This is a genomic window from Photorhabdus heterorhabditis, assembly GCF_018448905.1.
Taxonomy (GTDB): Bacteria; Pseudomonadota; Gammaproteobacteria; order Enterobacterales; family Enterobacteriaceae; genus Photorhabdus; species Photorhabdus heterorhabditis.
Window position 1 is genome coordinate 1 of sequence record NZ_RCWA01000005.1, and the last position, 18,076, is coordinate 18,076.

Below are 18,076 nucleotides of genomic sequence, written 5' to 3' on the forward strand. Positions count from 1 at the left end.
TATCAATGCGGCGCTCAACATCCGGCGCAAGGGCATACAGGAATTACAGGCGGCGGGACTCGTCGTTTCTGCCCATGGAGGCCAGCGTAAATCCGTCACACAGACGGTTGCGGCCTGAGAAGTGGGAAGACTCGCCGTTTACGGCGGGGAGCAGTCACTTTGCTTGTTTTTATACTTTGTTGCTAAATCGGCAGGCGCAGCTAACGAAAGAATATGATAGAATCCGCCCCCTGCGGATATGAACAGATAAAGGAAGGCTATGAACGTAATCAAAGGTGTTGTTGCAGCTCCACAAGCCCGTGTGGCGATTGCTATTGCACGTTTTAACCACTTCATTAATGACAGTCTGTTAGACGGCGCGGTAGATGCGCTTGAGCGTATCGGTCAGGTTGCCTCAGAAAATATTACTGTTGTCTGGGTTCCTGGTGCATATGAATTACCATTGACGGTGAAGACACTGGTTGAAACTCAAAAATATGACGCAGTTATCGCGCTGGGTACAGTTATCCGCGGTGGTACCGCTCACTTTGAATACGTTGCTGGTGAATGCAGTTCCGGTCTGTCTAATGTGGCAATGACCAGTGAAATTCCAGTGGCATTTGGTGTTCTTACTACAGAAAGCATTGAACAGGCGATTGAGCGCGCTGGAACTAAGGCGGGTAATAAAGGTGCAGAAGCTGCATTAACCGCCTTGGAAATGGTCAATGTCATTAATGCCATTAAAGGCTGATTTTAGTTTTAATTAAGGGGAATCTTGTGAAACCTGCTGCTCGTCGTCGTGCTCGTGAGTGCGCTGTTCAGGCTATATACTCATGGCAGTTATCTGGCAATGACATTGCTGATATTGAATTACAGTTTTTGTCGGAGCAGGACGTCACTGATGTTGACGTAACCTATTTTCGTGAATTGCTGTCAGGGGTAGCTGTGAATGCGGTTAAACTGGATGCTTTTATGGCTCCTTATCTTTCCCGTCAGCTCGAAGAGTTAGGTCAGGTAGAAAAAGCCATTTTACGTATCGCTATATTTGAACTAAGTTATCGTGATGATGTCCCTTATAAAGTGGCTATTAACGAAGCTATCGAATTGGCAAAAGTCTTTGGTGCTGAAGATAGTCACAAATTCGTGAATGGAGTACTGGATAAATCGGGTCCAGCAGTACGTAAGAAAAGAAAGTAACTGCTTGCCGGGTTTTTCCCACCGCAGACGATGATTTGTAAGGCCGGTTATCCCCGGCCTTATGTTCATAATCATCAGTAACTTTTTGGGATTTTATTATGGCATGTGGCGAATTTGACCTCATTGCACGTTATTTTGATCGTCAGGCAACTAATCGGCGTGATGTCAATCTTGGTATTGGTGACGACTGTGCATTGATGACGATAGCCGATAAACAGCAATTGGCTGTTAGTACGGATACCTTGGTTTCAGGCGTTCATTTCTTACCTGATATCTCTCCTGAAGATTTAGCTTATAAATCTCTTGCTGTGAATCTTAGTGATTTGGCAGCTGTTGGTGCTGATCCTGCCTGGCTTTTATTGGCGTTAACATTACCGGAAGTGGATGAAAGTTGGCTCAGAGGGTTCAGCGATAGCCTGTTTGGACAATTGAACTACTACGGTATGCAACTTATTGGTGGTGATACCACCCTCGGACCAATGAGTCTGACGTTAACGATTCATGGTTTGGTTCCCGTAGGCAGAGCATTGAGACGTACTGGCGCAAGAAATGGCGATTGGATTTATGTGAGCGGATCGTTGGGTGATAGTGCGGCGGGTTTGGCTCTGTTACAAAACCGTTTGCAGATCGCTGATCCTGAAGCCTGTAGTTGGTTAATCCAACGTCATCTCAGGCCGCAACCTCGTATTTTGCAAGGGCAGGCGCTGCGTGGGCTGGCAACATCAGCAATTGATTTATCTGATGGATTGATTTCCGATCTAGGGCACATCCTGAAAGCCAGTCGATGTGGGGCCAGAATAAATCTGGATGCGATTCCTTACTCCGATGCGATGAGCCAATATATTGAACCACAGCAGGCTCTGATGTGGGCTTTGAGTGGCGGGGAAGACTATGAATTATGTTTTACCGTCCCGGAAAGGAATCGCGGTGCTTTAGAAATCGCTTTGGCTCATACTGGGGCTAGTTTTAGTTGTATCGGGCAGATTATGCCGGAATCGGAAGGAATTCGTTACTACAGCAATAATAAAGAGATTAAATTGGATCTGAAAGGGTTTGATCATTTTATTAAGGAAGAAACTCATGGATGAAGCAAAACGTCGTTTACGGATGGGTAATCCTTGGCATTTGTTAGCGACAGGTTTTGGTAGTGGTTTATCGCCGATAATACCGGGGACAATGGGATCTGTGGCTTCTATTCCATTTTGGTTATTACTGATGCAATTTCCAGAATGGATTTGCTGGTTGGTTATTATTATCGGGATGTTGTTTGGGATAATGATTTGCCAGCGTACTTCTGATGATATGAAAGTACATGACCACGGCAGTATTGTTTGGGACGAATTTATCGGTATGTGGATCACGCTGATGGCAATTCCAGTTATTAACTGGCAGTGGGTTTTGACTGGTTTTATTGTGTTCCGTATTTTTGATATGTGGAAGCCGTGGCCAATTCGCTGGTTTGATCGCTATGTTCACGGTGGATTAGGTATCATGTTGGATGATATTATCGCGGCTATATTTTCGTTCGTGATTGTCTGGTTATTGGCGTCCTATCAGGTTTTTGCTTTCTGATGTGCGCTAATGAGGTTGATATTAAGTTTGGCGCGCTGCATGAGTGTAGCGCATATTTTTCCTTTCAATAAACTTAAAGTTTTATTTTTATTTAAATAACATAAAATACATATTTATTTTAACTTAAGTATAAATTTTAAAAAAATTAATAATGTTATTGTTTATATCATATTTATGGTTGGTAAATGGGTATTTAATTGGCCTTTTAAATTGTAAAAAATACCTAATAGGTATATACCCTATTGATTTCAAGATGCATCGCGGCGGCAAGGGAACGAATCCCCGGGAGCATAGATAACTATGTGACCGGGGTGAGTGAGTGCAGCCAACAAAGAGGCAACTTGAAAGATGACGGGTATAAGTGTTAATTAATAATCTATGTTTGATAAGTGTTTTATATTTCAATTTCCTGTTTTATATGATATTTAAGTCAAACGGAAATCGATAGAAATGAGAAGTATGGCATATATCATCTGGTTTGTTTTTAAAATAATTCTTATTTTCTTAAAAAATAATTTATTTCATAATTTGGCTTTAGTGATTATTAAATAATTCTTGGTGAAAATTGAAAATATATCAGAGGATAAAACCAACATAATAACAGTTCCTATGGAGCTAAGACTGGCGCTGGAGGGATAAAAATAATATTTAAATACCGAACGTAATATTATGTAAATCTTGTTGTTATTATAATATATACCCAATAGATTTCAAGCCGCAGTGCGGCGGCAAGAGAACGCATCCCCAGGAGCATAGATAACGATGTGACTGGGGTAAGTGAACGCAGCCAACAAAGCAGCAGCTTGAAAGATGAAGGGTATAAAAGAATAGATTGAATTGGTTATTTTAAATAGAGACAAAATTATGTTATTAAATATTGATTTTGATAATGCGCTACAAGGTTTTTTATATCCTAACATACATGCTTTATTAGTTTCTCAGAATGACCAAATAGTTCTGGAGAAATATTTCTCTGGAGAAGATGAATGCTGGGGTGAAAAAAACGGCAAAGTGACTTTTGACAAGGACAAATTACATGACGTAAGGTCAATTACCAAAGGCATTTTAGCTATTTTATATGGAGCGGCGATAGAATATCATCAGGCTCCAAAACTCCAGGATAGGTTAATTAACGTATATCCTGAATATAGGGAAAACAATTCATATAATGGATTGAAAGTAGAGCATATTATAACAATGACATCAGGTATGGATTGGAATGAAAACTATCCATATGATGATATAAAAAATGATGAAATCGCAATGGAACATTCACCAGACAGGTATCATTATATATTTTCCAAACCAGTTATTAGTATTCCGGGCAAGAGGTGGAACTACTCAGGAGGATGCTCAGCATTACTGGGGGGCATAATTGATCGGACTTCTGGGCATACCCTATCTAATTTTGGAGATAAAACCTTATTTACCAAGTTAGGGATAAATCAATTTCATTGGTATAAAGGAAGGGATGGTATTGACTCAGCGGCATCTGGGCTTCGCTTGACAGGTCGGGGGGTGTTAAAAATTGGGCGATTGATGCTAAATAAAGGGCGGTATAACGGTATTGATATCATCCCTTCAGCATGGATAGAGGAGATCCTTAAAGTCCGGGTAAAAACAGATGATAGCGACTATAAGTGTTACGGATATCACTGGTTTATTGGCGGTTACTATTCTTGCCAGTTGAATAAATATTTTAAGTGGTTCTCTGCCATAGGAAATGGTGGTCAGGTCTTGTTGATATGCCCGGAGTTAGACGCTGTAGTTGTCATATTCAGCGGAGAGTATAATAAAGATAGCATTTGGGATGATATTAAAAAGTTGCTCGATAACTGTATTTTTCCATTGTTATCGGCGAGATATTTTAAATAATAAATATACCCGTCATCTTTCAAGTTGCTGCTTTGTTGGCTGCGTTCACTTACCCCAGTCACATCGTTATCTATGCTCCTGGGGATGCGTTCTCTTGCCGCCGCACTGCAACTTGAAATCTATTGGGTATATCTGTAATCAGGTGCATGGTTGGTTCACTGATTAAAGTAAATTAATAACATTATTCTCTCCTGAACAATGTGCTTAAAATTGTCTGTATATATATGCTAACAGGTATGATACTGATAATGCAGGCGATATTGCCGCCTGCATTAATATTAATGATTTTTGCTTATCTGGGCTTATTATTACTAATAGTAATAATAAGCAGAAATGCCGTGTAAGTTCCTGCCATTGTCCAGTTATTCGTATGGCATAACTGGCGTATCTTCATGGTATTTAGTTTCATGTAAATAAATGGTATTCCCTTCAATTTTACTTACTCCAAAGCATGCTTTGGGTGAGTATAAAACTTCATTTTCACCACCATTGTTAAATTGCAGGCCATAATCAACACGTAAACTCCTACCACTGTTACCTTGCACAACAAATAATATCGCACGTTCTCCTCTTCCGGCAACGCTAAATCCTTCTGCTACAGATTTAGTTTTTGACGTTGAGAAAAATTGAGCAGCCTTGAATACTGGAATTTGATCTGGGTTATTCCTTTTAGTATTTTCAAAATTCCTTACTAATTTATTATAACCGGCTTCTGTAATACCTTGTCCCCGATAAGTCTTTATCATTTTTCCTTGGGGCTGATAGAGATCATCTGCCGCAGCCTGAACTATGTCTTTTGTATTTCCTTGACAACTTTGCTCTATCAATGATTTCACGTTCTGCCATTCTTTTTGTCGATAATTATCAGCATGGGCTTTGTAGTATTCATTATAGATTGCTTTACTGCTGATGCTTGGTAAATCACTAAGATTATTTTTTCGATATATTGCTCTTGCTGCTTTATTTAATACTGAGCATCCAGCATTAGAGTGGTAAATACGTCCGAATTCTAACAACCTTGCGCTGGCTTTTTTATGATACTCAACAAGCTTAGCTTCTAACTTAAGCTTTTTAGATTGAATATTATTTAACGTATTATCAACTTCTTTTAATTCCATTTCCGCCGGCTTATATTTCAATGCGGTCTTTTCTTTCAGCGAAGAATCCTTTTCATCTAATACCTGCTTCTGATTTTTTAATTCATCTATTTTCTTCTGAATAGGTTTTATATCATCTTCTAATTTAGATATTTCACTTTCAAGTTTAGTAATATCTTTTTTTGTGGATTCTATTTTGTGTTTCATAAAGTTTATCGAAAGATTGTTATCCCCCGAATTATATTTATCTTTTGCTTGTGCTTTTTCTTCTGCGTAGCGATTTTTGTGAATAATATTTTTAATACATCCTGTATTGACTGGTTTTAGCTTTCCATTTTTTAGCCTTAATTCAGTTTCTCCTCCCAAATTTTTTACATTACTTAAACTTTCCATAGCTGTTGTGAGTTTAGAAATATTTTGATTATCATCTTTTACCCAACGTTGACGTTGGGTGATATTATCTGATTTTACACTTACATCACCCCGGAGTTTTTCTGAGTCATGTTGTATAACAGATAGTTGAGAGCGAATATTTTTACGTGCCTCTAAATTTTCAGGTGTGTTTTTTATTCCGTTGATTTTTCCTAAAAGAAGAAACTGTTTTTTTTCCAGCTCACTAGCTTTTGCTGACAAGCAACTTATTTCGGAGTTGATTGTATTAATATTGATACTATTGTGCATTTTCAAAACATAACTCTCCATATAAAAAATTAAAAATATTCATAAAAAAAAATTAGTTAAAATGAAATTGGTTAATTGAGTTAAATATCAGCCATTGAATTGGGTTTTACGCTATCTATAGCAAAAATTTTCAGCTATGGCTTCCCTTCTGATAAGCCTGCCTGTATATCATTTGTATGTAACAAAAACGACACAACATTATTAAAACAGGTATGATTTAAATTTTTGGTCATTTAAAATAGCTTCTTAATGGTTTTTTTCGTTACATTGTTCCTGAAACCCCAATAATGCTTTATGATTGATAAGTATGGGTTATTGTTGGCATAACGGTCCCTTAATATTATCCACTGAGATTTTAATCTCATCATTTTCATATTTCAAATTAACCTTTTTGAAAGGCTGTTGCTGGGTTTAAATTTATGTTGAAAGCATGTCCACATATCTAGGGGGCAATTTTTAATTTTTTACAAAGGTGCTCATCAATGAAATGATTACACTGTTATAATGATGAATAAAATGAAAAAAAGTGAAACTTTATTCATAATTTTCTTTTCATGATGAGTGGAGTTAATTGGTTAAAATTTTCTTATATACCCAATAGATTTCAAGATGGATCGCGACGGCAAGGGAGCGAATCTCTGAGAGCATAGATAACGATGTGACCGGGATGAGTGAATGCAGCCAACCAAGAGGCAACTTGAAAGATAACAGGTATATCCAGTGATAAAATTCGGTATGACATTACATACTTTCAAAATAAAAGCTGAACTGGTAATGAATGAAAGACATTGGGCTGATTAGATTCATATTTTAATTATGAAAAGAGTCAGATATTGAATATCTGTTTGCAAAGATAAATGAATCATCAAAAGTCAGAGCCAATGCTAGGCACTATGTTTTCGGAAACTTAATTTGTGGAACCAAAGCATTGTGTTTGAGCATACAATTGCGCCAGGCGCTGCCCGGATCTCCATTATCCAAAGTAGTCTCGGTAAAATAGGGAATTCCAGTTGTTACAGATTTGGTATAGTTACTGTTACCAAGTGGTTCAGATTGTGAACTTACATAGAAGGCAAATGTAAAAACATGTTTCCCCTCGTTCCCTGTTATTTTCTTAGAAAGCTCGGTTACACAATCTTTAGCTGAACTATTAATTTGGTTGAACTTTGTATCAGTCTGATTTTCTGTAGATATTTTTGTCGTACACCCGGTAATGAATATAGCTAGAAAAATTGAAATAATTAGACCGAATCGCATATTTTCCATCCTGGTGTTTGATTTGCTTGGAAAAATATTTTTAGAGTAACTCTTTTTAAATTTATGAGTAGAAAAATTTATCTGGGTTATTGAATGATTAAGTATACTCATGGCTCATTAGAATGAAAATCTATTTAACATGGTCGTATCTTTGTTGGCTCATATGGCACCTTGAAACACATTGATACCTATCATATGGCTCAAGAAATCTGAATTTCACATTTAGTAAGGAGAAAATTTAATTGTGGTCATTTTGAATCAATTGCAGTCGACAAAATGAATAGTTGGAAGAGGGAGAATTGAAAAATGTACGGCCAATTGGTGTTGTTAGATGCGGTTATGTCAGAGCCAGTAATAATTTTAACTGTATGTTTTTCTATATTGTTATATTAAAAGCTAAAAATTATTGTTTTCGTATTCAGTCAGTTAACAGAGAATACATGAGGGACGCTCCTGCGGCTATTTCATGTTTGTGATTTTTTCTGATTAGCCACATAAAATCAAAAAAAACTGAGTCTTTTTTTTTCACTGGTGATTTTACGATGGTATGGGTAGTCTTGTGCCTCGAATATAGGTTATTAACTGTATTCAATAATCTACTTCAGTATGAATGAGTAAAGTAGAATTCTATTTTTTATAAAGAGGTTATATCTAATGGCTGGGACAGTAAGCAAACCCAATTTAACAGATGGTCGACTGACTACGATTGATGCTGCTGGCACATTTCAGGAATTCATTAAAGTTGCAGATACAGCAATTGAAGAGTTTCTAACAGCTCATACCGAAGAAGGTGGGGCTTTAAACCTTTCATCTGCGGACTCATTAAAGCTTCAGCAATTGATGTCAGATCAAAGTATTGCCGCTCAAACAGGGACATCCACGTTAAAAGCGGTAAAAGATAATATCGTAGCGGCAGCACGTAATATCTAATATTTGCCTTGAAAAAAGGGTAGTAAAATATATTTTTAACATAGAAGAGTCTTTAATGGTACATTTGTTGAGTCCAGAAAATGCTTACTCTGGGGTGAACCTGGTAATATTGCTTTGCCTGGTGCTTCTGTCAGCTGTTTTTTTCATCTGCTTTTCGGGCTTTGTTAAGTACAATATTGTCTTGAATATTTTGAAAAATGCTATGGGGACTCAACAAATACCACCATCTATTGTTGTGAATCTATTAGCTGCCCTTTTAGCATTAAATAGTATTTGGGGAGATTTAGAGCCGGGTCTGGAAAGAATTAAGCCATATTTTACTGATACGTATGATAAATCAATACCGATAATTGATCCTATTGGCGGATTAGGGATTAGCAATAATGATCTGAGCAAATCAGGTGATGTGACTATGTATCATTTGGTTTCACGTATTGACGAATACTTCCCTGAAATAATAGCAAGGGCTGAACGCAAATCTCTGGAATTAGAAAAGTTATTTACTCTTCCCATAGAGTTTAATGATGGGAGTGGCAGTGTGCTTAAACCGTTGCTTGGGGGGCTAATACTGGATTTATACAAAGGGTTCGAATTGGGAATTAAACTCTATATGATATTTGTCAGTATAGATTTCTTGATTGCTATTATCCTTAGTGGTGTTGGTATGAGCATGCTATCGCCTACAGTCATATCAATACCGATTAAATTGGCTGTATTTTATTTTTCCGACGGCTGGACTATTTTGTTCAATACATTGGACGGATGATGGAAAATTTTCTCTTCCCCAGTTGGTTAAGCTATGCTGCTTTCTTCTTATTTCTGAAAATATATAATCCAACCCGATTGTTTCTTGACAATATAACGATCACTGCAATATCCGTATTTTTTGCTGTTTATGTGGGTTCTCAGGATTGGGGAGGAGCACCAGACTACCTTTGGGTTGTTAGGGCTGTGGTATTTGCATTGTTTGTCTCAGTTCCTTTTTGGTTGGGTAGTATGGTTGGTAGTATTATTCAGCAACTTTTGTTACTCAATGAACAATCGGTTCAGGATAAGCGGTTTACTGAAGAGTCTGAAGCATTAGCCAGGATGAGTGGTTTATTATTCATTATGTATGCTTTGGATAACGGTGCGTTATTTACACCTATTATTAACTTACTAAATGGTGACATCAGTATTGGCACTGGAGAGTACAGCGATATGGATTTTCAACGACTGTACTTTTTAATCGTTGGTTATCTGAAAATGACGGCAATAGTGGCAAGTAAATATATGATTGTCATCATATCTATTTCGATTTGTGTGGTAATGGTAGATCTATTTTTCAAAAAATCCTCATTATCAATATTTGTTACTGCCGACCTAAAAACAATACTCGTGATTATCCTTTTGAATACATGGTTTTTTAATGATCAATTGTATTTATTCCAGAAAATGACCGGGGTTTCCCATGAATGAAATATCAATTCCTTCACTTCATTTTGCTATACCAAATGAATTTTCAGATTTTCAGGAGATGATGACAAAAATGAGTCAAGAGGAGGAGTCACCAACTAAATTGGTATCAAATGAGTCGATAAAGTCTGATACAGATGATGAGATTATCCCTGATGAAGAGATGGCTGAAATTATAATTCAATATATGATAACTAATAATACAATTAAGATGTTAAAACAACATCAAGAAGCAATGAAGGAAATTTTAGATGAAGAGTAAGGTCGTATTTTTTTTCTTGCTATGCTTGATAGGCACTACAGCTAATGCACAAGTTATGCTGAAAAAAGATGAAATGAACCTCAAAGAGGCTTTAATTGCTATTGCGAAAGATGAGCAATTAAAACTGGTAGATGGTCTGGATGATAAGACAAGTCGACAGCCGTTAACTCAGGTGCTGAGAGGAGAAGGCACAGAATTATTGGCTAAACTTTCGGATGTCTATGATTTTGACTGGTATATTTATGGTGGGACGATAAGCGTACAGTCAGGGCAGTCTTATATAAATTATACCTATAAACCGAAGAATATCTCTCCCGAAGTCCTGTTAACTGAGCTTGAATATGCTTTTCAAACTAATAGTACGATAAAGATAAAATTGATAGAAAGAGGAAACTCTTTATTGTTTTCCGGGCCTCGTAATTTTATCAATGATGTTCTGTCATACTCGAGCATGACAGACAATAACGAATTTTTGGAAAACGGTAATGATCTTGAAATTGCCAGGATTGAGTTTAACTATCTATCGGTCGTTGACCGTAATATCAATACCTTTGGTGGGTCGGTTAATTTCCCTGGGGCAGGTTCACTTATTTCTGGTGCTCTTTCAAATATGGGCCAATTTAAAAATGCGGCAGATGGTGAAATGCTGGAACGTGCCTACAAGGTAAAGTTAAATGAGGGTGATAAGCAAAAATTAGAGCAGGAGGAAAAAACATCAAAAGTTCAGGTTATTCCAGGTACTAATGCCTTACTGGTACGCGGTACCCCGGACGAAATTACACTGGCAAAACGCATTGCCTCAATGATTGATGTTAAAGGAAAGCAATTGATGTTTTCCCTGAAAGTGTATGATGTCGCTGCGGACAGAACAGAGCACTTTGGTGCCGACAGCTCAATGCTGAATGGTTCTACAGGAATATATGACATATTGACTCTGCCTTATTCCGCGACCAAGGATTTTTTAAATAACTTTCAGGCCATGTATAGTAATGGATTAGCACGAAGCGTTTATTCTACTAACCTACTTATATTGGAAAACCATCAAGGGCATTTTGGTAAGAAAGATACGATAACGGTGAATCTGGTTTCTAATAAAGAGGTCGAGAGCCTGAAGATAGAGGCGGATAATAGCCTTTATGTTACCGGTCGTGTACTTCCTTCCGGTGGTGTTCAGGCTAAGCTTGAATATATCGAGGAACACTTTGATGATGATAAAAGTAGTAACCAGAATGGCGTTTCCCAGCCGCCAAAAATCAGCTCGCAATCATTATCCTCAGAAGCATTTATTAAACCAAATGAAACGATTATTTTGGGTGGTTTTGATAATATAGAAACGCTATCTTCTGAATCAGGCGTGCCAGTTTTATCGAGTATTCCGTTATTAGGTGAGATATTTAAAAATACCAAGTTAACGAAGCGTAAATACAAACGATATATTGCGGTTTCATTTCAGGTGATTGATTAATGTTGCAACGGTTTTTTAAAATCAAAGAGTCCTATCAAGATATGGTTATCTGCTATGTGAACGTTGATACGTTTGTCGGGCAGGAATGTCTGGTACATACCGTTGAGGGCGAGCGTATCCGAGGGGAAATTATGAAAATAGCCGGGCATCAGATAGAAATAAAACTGCTACAACCCGGTACTGTTCAGCGTAATGGAAAAGTTGAAATTCCATATCGTCGATTTTGTTTCCCAATGAATGAGGATGCGCTGATAGGGAAGGTTATTAATTGCTATGGTGAATCACTTTATGGTGATGCCTATCTTGAAAAGCATAAAGAATATTTTGACTTACCTATTTCGATTGAACCTATTCCTTTGAAAAATCGGGCTTCAATTGAAAAAGTATTCCCGACTAAGTTGAAAATAATTGATGGCCTTTTTACTATCGGAGAAGGGCAGCGCGTAGGGTTATTTGCCCCAGCAGGGGCAGGAAAAACCACTACCGTTTCTATTATGGCTAATAATATGGATGCAGATGTTGTAATCTTTGCCATGATTGGTGAACGCGCTCGTGAAGTCGTTGAGTTTTTGGAAGGAGAAATAGGTCCAGAAGTCATTAGGAAAGCAATAACAATTGTGTCGACGTCCGAAGCTAATCCATTAGAGAAAGTCCGTTCTGGTTTGGTTGCTGTTTCTATTGCCCGTTATTTTATGGAGCAAGGGAAAAAAGTGGTGCTCTATTTTGACTCTTTAACTCGTTTTGCCAGAGCTCAAGCAATGCTGGATGGAACCCCTATTCAGGGAGGAATACCTATCGGTGTTTCTCTCGCCTTGTCACGATTAGTCGAGAGTTGTGGTAATTCCGTTTATGGTTCGGTTACCGGTATTTTTACCGTGTTAATTGAAACTGATATTGATAGCGATCCTATTGCACATGAAGTTAAATCTTTAATTGATGGGCACCTGGTTTATTCAACGATGATTGCATCTACGGGAAGATATCCCGCAATAGATGTACTGAAAAGTAAAAGTCGATTGCAGAATAAGATTCAGGATAAACGTTATGTACAAATGTCTGAACGGATTAAAGATATGGTATATCGTTACTTTGATGTTGAATTATTGATTCGTGTAGGGGAATACGAGAAGGGTAACGATTTATTGACCGATAATGCAATAGAACTCTATCCAGAAATTATGAATTTTCTAAAGCAAGGGTATGAAGGGGTAGAGTATGAAGAAACCCTCCAAGAGATGGAAAGAATTCTGTCAGATTATTAGCATTATCGATATCGGAATTGGTAAGCAGCAAAGGAAATTAAAAAAACTTAATAAACAACATGATATGTTGAGAATGACTATTACCGATTACTGGCAAGATGTACAAACAGCGCAAAGTAAGCTGAAGATGTTAAATGTTGAAGATGAGGTTGATGCGCTAAAGTTTTTTTTTAGGCGCAGAGAGAATATTCGATCGTTAATAGAATCTTTGGTATTTGATGTATCTGTCGTTCAGCAAGAGTTAGAAAAAATAGAAATAGAAATAGCAAAAGCAGAATCGGAAAAACTGAGGTTAGAGAAGCGGAAAGATGTATTGGATGAATTAAAAAAACAATTGACTTAAGAGGCGGGAATGAAACTAGAATTAATCAGTATAGATGAGCCTGAGTCTTTGAATTCTGATGATGCAGATCAGGGTTTTAAAAGTGTTCTTAAAGAAACAATGAATGATGTTAAATTTGTTAAAGAGATGAAACGAATGTCATCGATTCATAAAGATAAAAAAAGGAAGGTGAAAAAAAAAGAACCGGATAATCTTTGTTTTTCATCTTTCCAAGCCTCATCTAATTTACAGTTTAATGCTGACAGAGCGCTAACTAATGATAACGTAAGTATAGGGGGGGAACTTTCACTGCAAGGATTAAGTGATAAGGCTAGATTGGGTCAATATAATAAAGCCTTGCTAGGCAGTACTCGAGTGCGTGAAGGTTTCCAGCCAACAGAATCTAATTTACGGTTTAATGCTGACAGAGCACTAACTAATAATAAAGTGAGCATGGAGGGGAAACTTTCACCGCAGGGGTTAAGTGATAAGGCTAGATTGGGTAAATATAATAAAACCCTGCCAGGTAATAATCGAGTTCAGCGGGAAGGTTTCCAGACAGAATCTAATTTATGGTTTAATGCTGACAGAGCACCAACTAATAATAAAGTGGGTATGGAGGGGAAACTTTCACCGCAGGGGTTAAGCGATAAGGCTAGATTGGGTCAATATAATAAAACCTTGTCAGGTAATAATCGAGTTCAGCGGGAAGGTTTCCAGACAAAATCTAATTTACGGTTTAATGCTGACAGAGCACCAACTAATAATAAAGTGGGCATGGAGGGGAAACTTTCACCGCAGGGGTTAAGTGATAAGGCTAGATTGGGTAAGTGCAATGAAGCCTTGCCATATAACACTCAAATTCAGCAGGAAGATTTCCAGACAGAAGATGTTTCTCAATACATTCATATTTTCTCCGACATAGTAAAAGAGAATCCATTATCATTACCCTATAAGTTCCAGCAGGGATTGCAGTATCTATCTATGGTGTCGCCAGAAAGGATAGTGAATTCATACGTTCCAAAGAATAATCAAATAAAGGGTACTCAGGATTTTAACCATTGCGATAGGGCGGTTGTTGGAGCAAGATTTTCTGCTGTAGAAGTTAGTGTTGGCCCTATGTTTAAAAATACTGTCTATAAATCTAATTCATTGTATTCGAATATTTCTAATTTCGACAATAGTACTGGTTGGATTCAAAATTCATTACTAAATGAAAGTATAAAATATACCTATTTAGCTAATCTGAAAAATTCACCTGCTGATGCATTTTATCGCAACCCGGTGGCTCGTAATTATCGTGTTTTCTTTAAAGGTATGCGCTATTTATTTAAAATAACTGGAGAAAAAGCATGGTTCAATGAGGGAGGCGAGGATGACTGCTCTTGATGTTGCGGCATTGTGTTTGAGTATTTTGAAAGATGGAGTTTTCATATTTTCTATCTGGTTTGTTATTACTGGTGTGTCTGTTGGTCTGTTACAAACTATATTCAGTGTACAAGATCCAGGGTTGCCATTAACTGCAAAGTTGATTGTGCTTTTCATTCTTTTAACCCATGCAGGGAAAGATGTGTACGAACAGTTTCAATTATTATTTAGTGTTTTGTAATTTGTTATTAACAAAAGTAAATTTATAAGGATGATTACGTTGAAAAATTTTAGAAATATTATTTCCAGAGTTTTAATTGAGAAGTTAGGTTTGGATGCGGTGATGTTGTCACGGCTTGATGGCAATAAACCTGTTTGTATTGAACTAAACGGCGGGGCAGAGATATATATAACCTATGACGATGATTTTACATTACTAATTTTTATAGAAATACCAATTAAAGATTTTCGGGTTCTACAAATGAAATCATCACAAGTTATGGAGGTTTTTATAGCAGATGAGGAGTTACATATGAATGTGAAACAGAAAAAACTTGTTGTACTCACTCATCTGGATGTGGAAAGTAAAAATTTAGATGATAAATTGTTAGATAAATTAGTATCCTTTAATATTGTCTATGAAATCATTAATGGGTGAAGTAAAAGTTAAAATTGATTAATTTATTCACCCCTGAATTAACATGAATGTTAGTGAATTGAGATGGTGGAAGGTTTTATTAAAAAGACAGTTTTAATAATGGTGAATTATCTCGATAACAACTGGCCAGTAACAACAAGAAAATAATAGGTAACCTGCCTTTTGGCGGGTTATTTGACGGACTGTGAACTCTACCGTTAGTACAGTTTTTCCATGCTAAATTTTGTGGTTTTGAGTGCAACCACATTCAAATGTCAAATGATAAAAAGGAAAAATATTTTGGTTATGGCTATGACTAAGTAGAGATGTCGCATTTTCTGAGACTTCGATATAAAGCTGAATTATCTGCCGGTTTTGTAATATAAATCTATATGTTTTATTTTTTTTGAAATAAAAAACTATATTTTATGTGATTTTCAATGCAACTTCCTTTCTTCAAGGTACTTATGGCTGAATATGATGGTATGTGAAATAAAGTGCTGCTTGATGAGGTTAGTTGAATAGTATCGTTGTGTAGAAGGCTTGGGGAGACGAACGTCATCTGCTCCCATTGGGAGGGAAGATCTTATTGCTGAGATTTGTTTGAGCTCCTTATTATATTGATTAGCCAGACATTTGGTGTGAATTTTAGAGGCGTTATAAAATGAAAGATTATGTTATTGGCCGGAATGTATTTTTTAACAGCTTAACATGTAATATTTCATCTACAGTTCAGGAAATAACGTTAGGAAGTAGGGAAGCAAGCCTGTTAGAGTTATTCTGTAAAAATCCAAATGAAGTGATTAATAAGACACAGATCCATGAATCAGTGTGGGGAGCAGTGATTGTTAATGAAACGTCGTTGACTAAGGCTGTTTCTAATCTTCGGAAAGCGTTATCTGGATTTGATGATTTGACTTGTGAAATAAAAACTATACCAAAAGAAGGATATATTTTTATCATTGATGAAAAACTTGATAATTGGTGTATTAAAGAAAATTTGTTACCTAAAGAAGTTAGCTTATCTTTTAGTCGTCAAGATAAAAAAATAGATGCTGTTTCTGATGAACTGAGCCTTCAAAGTAGCATTTTTCCTGCGGTTAGTAAGTCATTTTTAAATCTAGTATATATCGTTATTCTTTCATCCTTATTTTCATCAGTGATAACGACAGGATTAATCACATTTATTAGTCAGCGCTGAGATTACAGTGGTTTTGTAATAATACAGTCCTTATCCTTCAATAGAATAAGTGCCTAATAAATCGAAATTATTTGGCTGGGAAATGTTAAATTCATGAGTGATATATGTAGACTACTTGGTAAATTCAAATTTTTGAATCAAGATGAATTCTGAAAAATTCACTATACAAGCAGTTTCAGGCTGGTACTTTGGTGGTAAGTATGGTTGTGTTGTCAGACAGAGGATAATGAGTTAAAGATGAATGATTTTGAGATTGCGAGTATACGGAACGAGCAGGCGACTGTTTTTGAAAAAACTTATAATAATGTAGGTGAAGGTTTTAAAGAGATATTTGATGTTTTGAACGAAGTTAATGCGAGTGGAGGGCATATAACAGTTACGGACACTTTCGCGCTTCAGCAAGCTGTGTTCCAGTTTTCGATGTATCAGGAAATGGTAACAAAGGTAGCCTCTAAATCTGCAACAGCTGTTAATGATGTTATGAAGGCTCAGTGATGATACGTTTGAGAAATGTGATTCGTGGTTTTCTCTTTTTTTTGTTAGTAGGATGCCATGATAGCAATGGAGTCTCTATTGCTATGTTTGAATCGGCAGATATTGCGAATAAAGTATTAGTATTATTGAATCAATCTCAGATTAACGCCGACTTGGTTTCAACAAAAAATGGTTATTCTATTTTCGTTAATGAGACTCACGTTATGGAAGCAAGGACCCTACTATCAAGGTTCAATTTTTACTTTCAGACGGAGGATCTTAATGATTTGTTGGAATCAAAGTTTGCAAGTTTAAGCAAGTTAGAAAATATTAAAAGTAATCTGTTAGAAGGGAGAGAGATATACAATAAGCTGAATGTCATACCTGATGTATTACGCTCTAATGTGATGGTTTCGGGTAATGAAAGTAAAAGAGTCTCCGTTCTTATCATTAGTATTAAAGAATTAGATGCTACCAGTAGAAGTAGTATAGAAAAATTCTTGAAAGGCATTGTTTCTGAACGAGATATTCTAACCGTTGAATATTTAGTACAATCGATAGTTGATGAAAAAATCTAAAAGACATTACTATAAAATTCTTCATTACTATTTGGTAAAGGGTTTTCTGAATGAGGAAGCATTTAACATTATTACTGAGTTAAGTGATGAAGAAATTGTTATGTGGTTTTCTTCGTCCAGAACCAGAGTGTCTAAGGTCATTGAGTTACTTTCACTCGTGGCTCAATATCAGAGAGCGAGGTTAAATTATACTGGGTTAGATTGGTTAGGTTATAGAAAAAAACTGCCGCAGAATTATTATTTGTGGTCTGAGGCGGCTTTTTTCAGAGAAATACCTGGAGGTTATACTTCGCAAGAGCTTGGTCTTATCGTATTAGCGGCGGTTAATCGGCGTCAGGCAATTGTTTGGTCCTTAAGACTGGGTGTTAAGTTACCAGAGGGGCGGGTTATAGTGGGGCGTCCTGAATATTTAAAATCTCTTATTTTTGGGATGATTGAAAATAATGTTAAATAAAGAGAAAGAG

General features: G+C 36.7%; 22 protein-coding genes and 1 pseudogene. 20 read left to right on the forward strand and 3 right to left on the reverse strand.

Going from position 1 to position 18,076, the window contains the following annotated elements:
- From EAE89_RS04375 to EAE89_RS04400, 6 genes and pseudogenes are all read left to right on the forward strand, one after another.
- Nucleotides 1–118: pseudogene (locus EAE89_RS04375) on the forward strand (RNA-guided endonuclease InsQ/TnpB family protein); the annotation flags it as partial.
- A 141-nt stretch (nt 119–259) separates the two neighbouring features.
- Nucleotides 260–730: a 6,7-dimethyl-8-ribityllumazine synthase gene (ribH, locus tag EAE89_RS04380; RefSeq protein WP_054476782.1), complete on the forward strand. Its 471-nt coding sequence runs from the start codon at nt 260–262 to the stop codon at nt 728–730.
- Nucleotides 731–756: 26 nt separating this feature from the next.
- The gene (gene nusB, locus EAE89_RS04385) at nt 757–1,176 is read left to right on the forward strand and encodes a transcription antitermination factor NusB (RefSeq protein WP_054476784.1); all 420 of its coding nucleotides are present in this window, start codon (nt 757–759) and stop codon (nt 1,174–1,176) included.
- Between the two features lie 98 nt (nt 1,177–1,274).
- Nucleotides 1,275–2,264, forward strand: coding sequence for a thiamine-phosphate kinase (gene thiL, locus EAE89_RS04390; protein ID WP_214085436.1), 990 nt, complete (start codon nt 1,275–1,277; stop codon nt 2,262–2,264).
- On the forward strand, nt 2,257–2,748 hold the full coding sequence (gene pgpA / locus EAE89_RS04395) for a phosphatidylglycerophosphatase A (RefSeq protein ID WP_214085437.1): 492 nt from the start codon (nt 2,257–2,259) through the stop codon (nt 2,746–2,748). Before thiL ends, pgpA begins: the two co-directional genes overlap by 8 nt.
- An 864-nt stretch (nt 2,749–3,612) precedes the next feature.
- Entirely contained in the window at nt 3,613–4,623 is a 1,011-nt protein-coding gene (locus tag EAE89_RS04400; RefSeq protein ID WP_214085438.1) for a serine hydrolase domain-containing protein, read from the forward strand.
- A 362-nt stretch (nt 4,624–4,985) separates the two neighbouring features.
- On the opposite strand, the gene EAE89_RS04405 is transcribed toward EAE89_RS04400, so the two are convergent.
- The 3 genes from EAE89_RS04405 to EAE89_RS04415 form a co-directional block, all read right to left on the reverse strand.
- Nucleotides 4,986–6,407 (reverse strand): hypothetical protein, encoded by a 1,422-nt coding sequence (locus tag EAE89_RS04405; protein ID WP_214085439.1) that lies wholly within the window; start codon nt 6,405–6,407, stop codon nt 4,986–4,988.
- 598 nt (nt 6,408–7,005) lie between these two features.
- Nucleotides 7,006–7,143 carry a hypothetical protein gene (locus EAE89_RS04410; protein WP_161804212.1) on the reverse strand — a complete coding sequence of 46 codons (138 nt, stop codon included), beginning with the start codon at nt 7,141–7,143 and terminating at the stop codon, nt 7,006–7,008.
- 149 nt (nt 7,144–7,292) lie between these two features.
- On the reverse strand, nt 7,293–7,658 hold the full coding sequence (locus tag EAE89_RS04415; RefSeq protein WP_054476794.1) for a hypothetical protein: 366 nt from the start codon (nt 7,656–7,658) through the stop codon (nt 7,293–7,295).
- Nucleotides 7,659–8,312: 654 nt separating this feature from the next.
- Between EAE89_RS04415 and EAE89_RS04420 the strand changes: the two genes are divergently transcribed.
- From EAE89_RS04420 to EAE89_RS04485, 14 genes are all read left to right on the forward strand, one after another.
- Nucleotides 8,313–8,588, forward strand: coding sequence for a hypothetical protein (locus tag EAE89_RS04420; RefSeq protein WP_015835592.1), 276 nt, complete (start codon nt 8,313–8,315; stop codon nt 8,586–8,588).
- 55 nt (nt 8,589–8,643) lie between these two features.
- Nucleotides 8,644–9,354 carry an EscR/YscR/HrcR family type III secretion system export apparatus protein gene (locus EAE89_RS04425; RefSeq protein WP_054476796.1) on the forward strand — a complete coding sequence of 237 codons (711 nt, stop codon included), beginning with the start codon at nt 8,644–8,646 and terminating at the stop codon, nt 9,352–9,354.
- Nucleotides 9,354–10,046, forward strand: coding sequence for a hypothetical protein (locus tag EAE89_RS04430; protein ID WP_054476798.1), 693 nt, complete (start codon nt 9,354–9,356; stop codon nt 10,044–10,046). Before EAE89_RS04425 ends, EAE89_RS04430 begins: the two co-directional genes overlap by 1 nt.
- A complete protein-coding gene (locus tag EAE89_RS04435) occupies nt 10,039–10,305 on the forward strand; it encodes a hypothetical protein (RefSeq protein ID WP_054476800.1) in 267 nt (88 codons plus the stop codon). Before EAE89_RS04430 ends, EAE89_RS04435 begins: the two co-directional genes overlap by 8 nt.
- Nucleotides 10,295–11,770, forward strand: a complete 1,476-nt coding sequence (locus EAE89_RS04440) for a secretin N-terminal domain-containing protein (protein ID WP_054476801.1) — start codon at nt 10,295–10,297, stop codon at nt 11,768–11,770. Before EAE89_RS04435 ends, EAE89_RS04440 begins: the two co-directional genes overlap by 11 nt.
- Entirely contained in the window at nt 11,770–13,032 is a 1,263-nt protein-coding gene (gene vscN2, locus EAE89_RS04445) for a type III secretion system ATPase VscN2 (RefSeq protein ID WP_054476803.1), read from the forward strand. The genes EAE89_RS04440 and vscN2 overlap by 1 nt, the downstream gene beginning before the upstream one ends.
- The gene (locus EAE89_RS04450) at nt 12,986–13,375 is read left to right on the forward strand and encodes a hypothetical protein (protein ID WP_054476806.1); all 390 of its coding nucleotides are present in this window, start codon (nt 12,986–12,988) and stop codon (nt 13,373–13,375) included. The genes vscN2 and EAE89_RS04450 overlap by 47 nt, the downstream gene beginning before the upstream one ends.
- A gap of 9 nt (nt 13,376–13,384) precedes the next feature.
- Complete coding sequence (locus tag EAE89_RS04455; protein WP_214085440.1) at nt 13,385–14,743, forward strand: hypothetical protein; 1,359 nt, start codon at nt 13,385–13,387, stop codon at nt 14,741–14,743.
- On the forward strand, nt 14,730–14,963 hold the full coding sequence (locus EAE89_RS04460) for a flagellar biosynthetic protein FliQ (RefSeq protein WP_015835584.1): 234 nt from the start codon (nt 14,730–14,732) through the stop codon (nt 14,961–14,963). Before EAE89_RS04455 ends, EAE89_RS04460 begins: the two co-directional genes overlap by 14 nt.
- A gap of 30 nt (nt 14,964–14,993) precedes the next feature.
- Nucleotides 14,994–15,380, forward strand: coding sequence for a hypothetical protein (locus tag EAE89_RS04465; RefSeq protein ID WP_072161814.1), 387 nt, complete (start codon nt 14,994–14,996; stop codon nt 15,378–15,380).
- Between the two features lie 643 nt (nt 15,381–16,023).
- Nucleotides 16,024–16,560: a winged helix-turn-helix domain-containing protein gene (locus tag EAE89_RS04470; protein ID WP_054476812.1), complete on the forward strand. Its 537-nt coding sequence runs from the start codon at nt 16,024–16,026 to the stop codon at nt 16,558–16,560.
- 237 nt (nt 16,561–16,797) lie between these two features.
- The gene (locus EAE89_RS04475) at nt 16,798–17,055 is read left to right on the forward strand and encodes a hypothetical protein (RefSeq protein ID WP_054476814.1); all 258 of its coding nucleotides are present in this window, start codon (nt 16,798–16,800) and stop codon (nt 17,053–17,055) included.
- Nucleotides 17,055–17,612, forward strand: coding sequence for a type III secretion protein (locus EAE89_RS04480; protein WP_149616049.1), 558 nt, complete (start codon nt 17,055–17,057; stop codon nt 17,610–17,612). The genes EAE89_RS04475 and EAE89_RS04480 overlap by 1 nt, the downstream gene beginning before the upstream one ends.
- Nucleotides 17,599–18,066: a hypothetical protein gene (locus EAE89_RS04485; protein WP_149616035.1), complete on the forward strand. Its 468-nt coding sequence runs from the start codon at nt 17,599–17,601 to the stop codon at nt 18,064–18,066. Before EAE89_RS04480 ends, EAE89_RS04485 begins: the two co-directional genes overlap by 14 nt.
- The last annotated feature ends 10 nt before the right edge of the window (nt 18,067–18,076 follow it).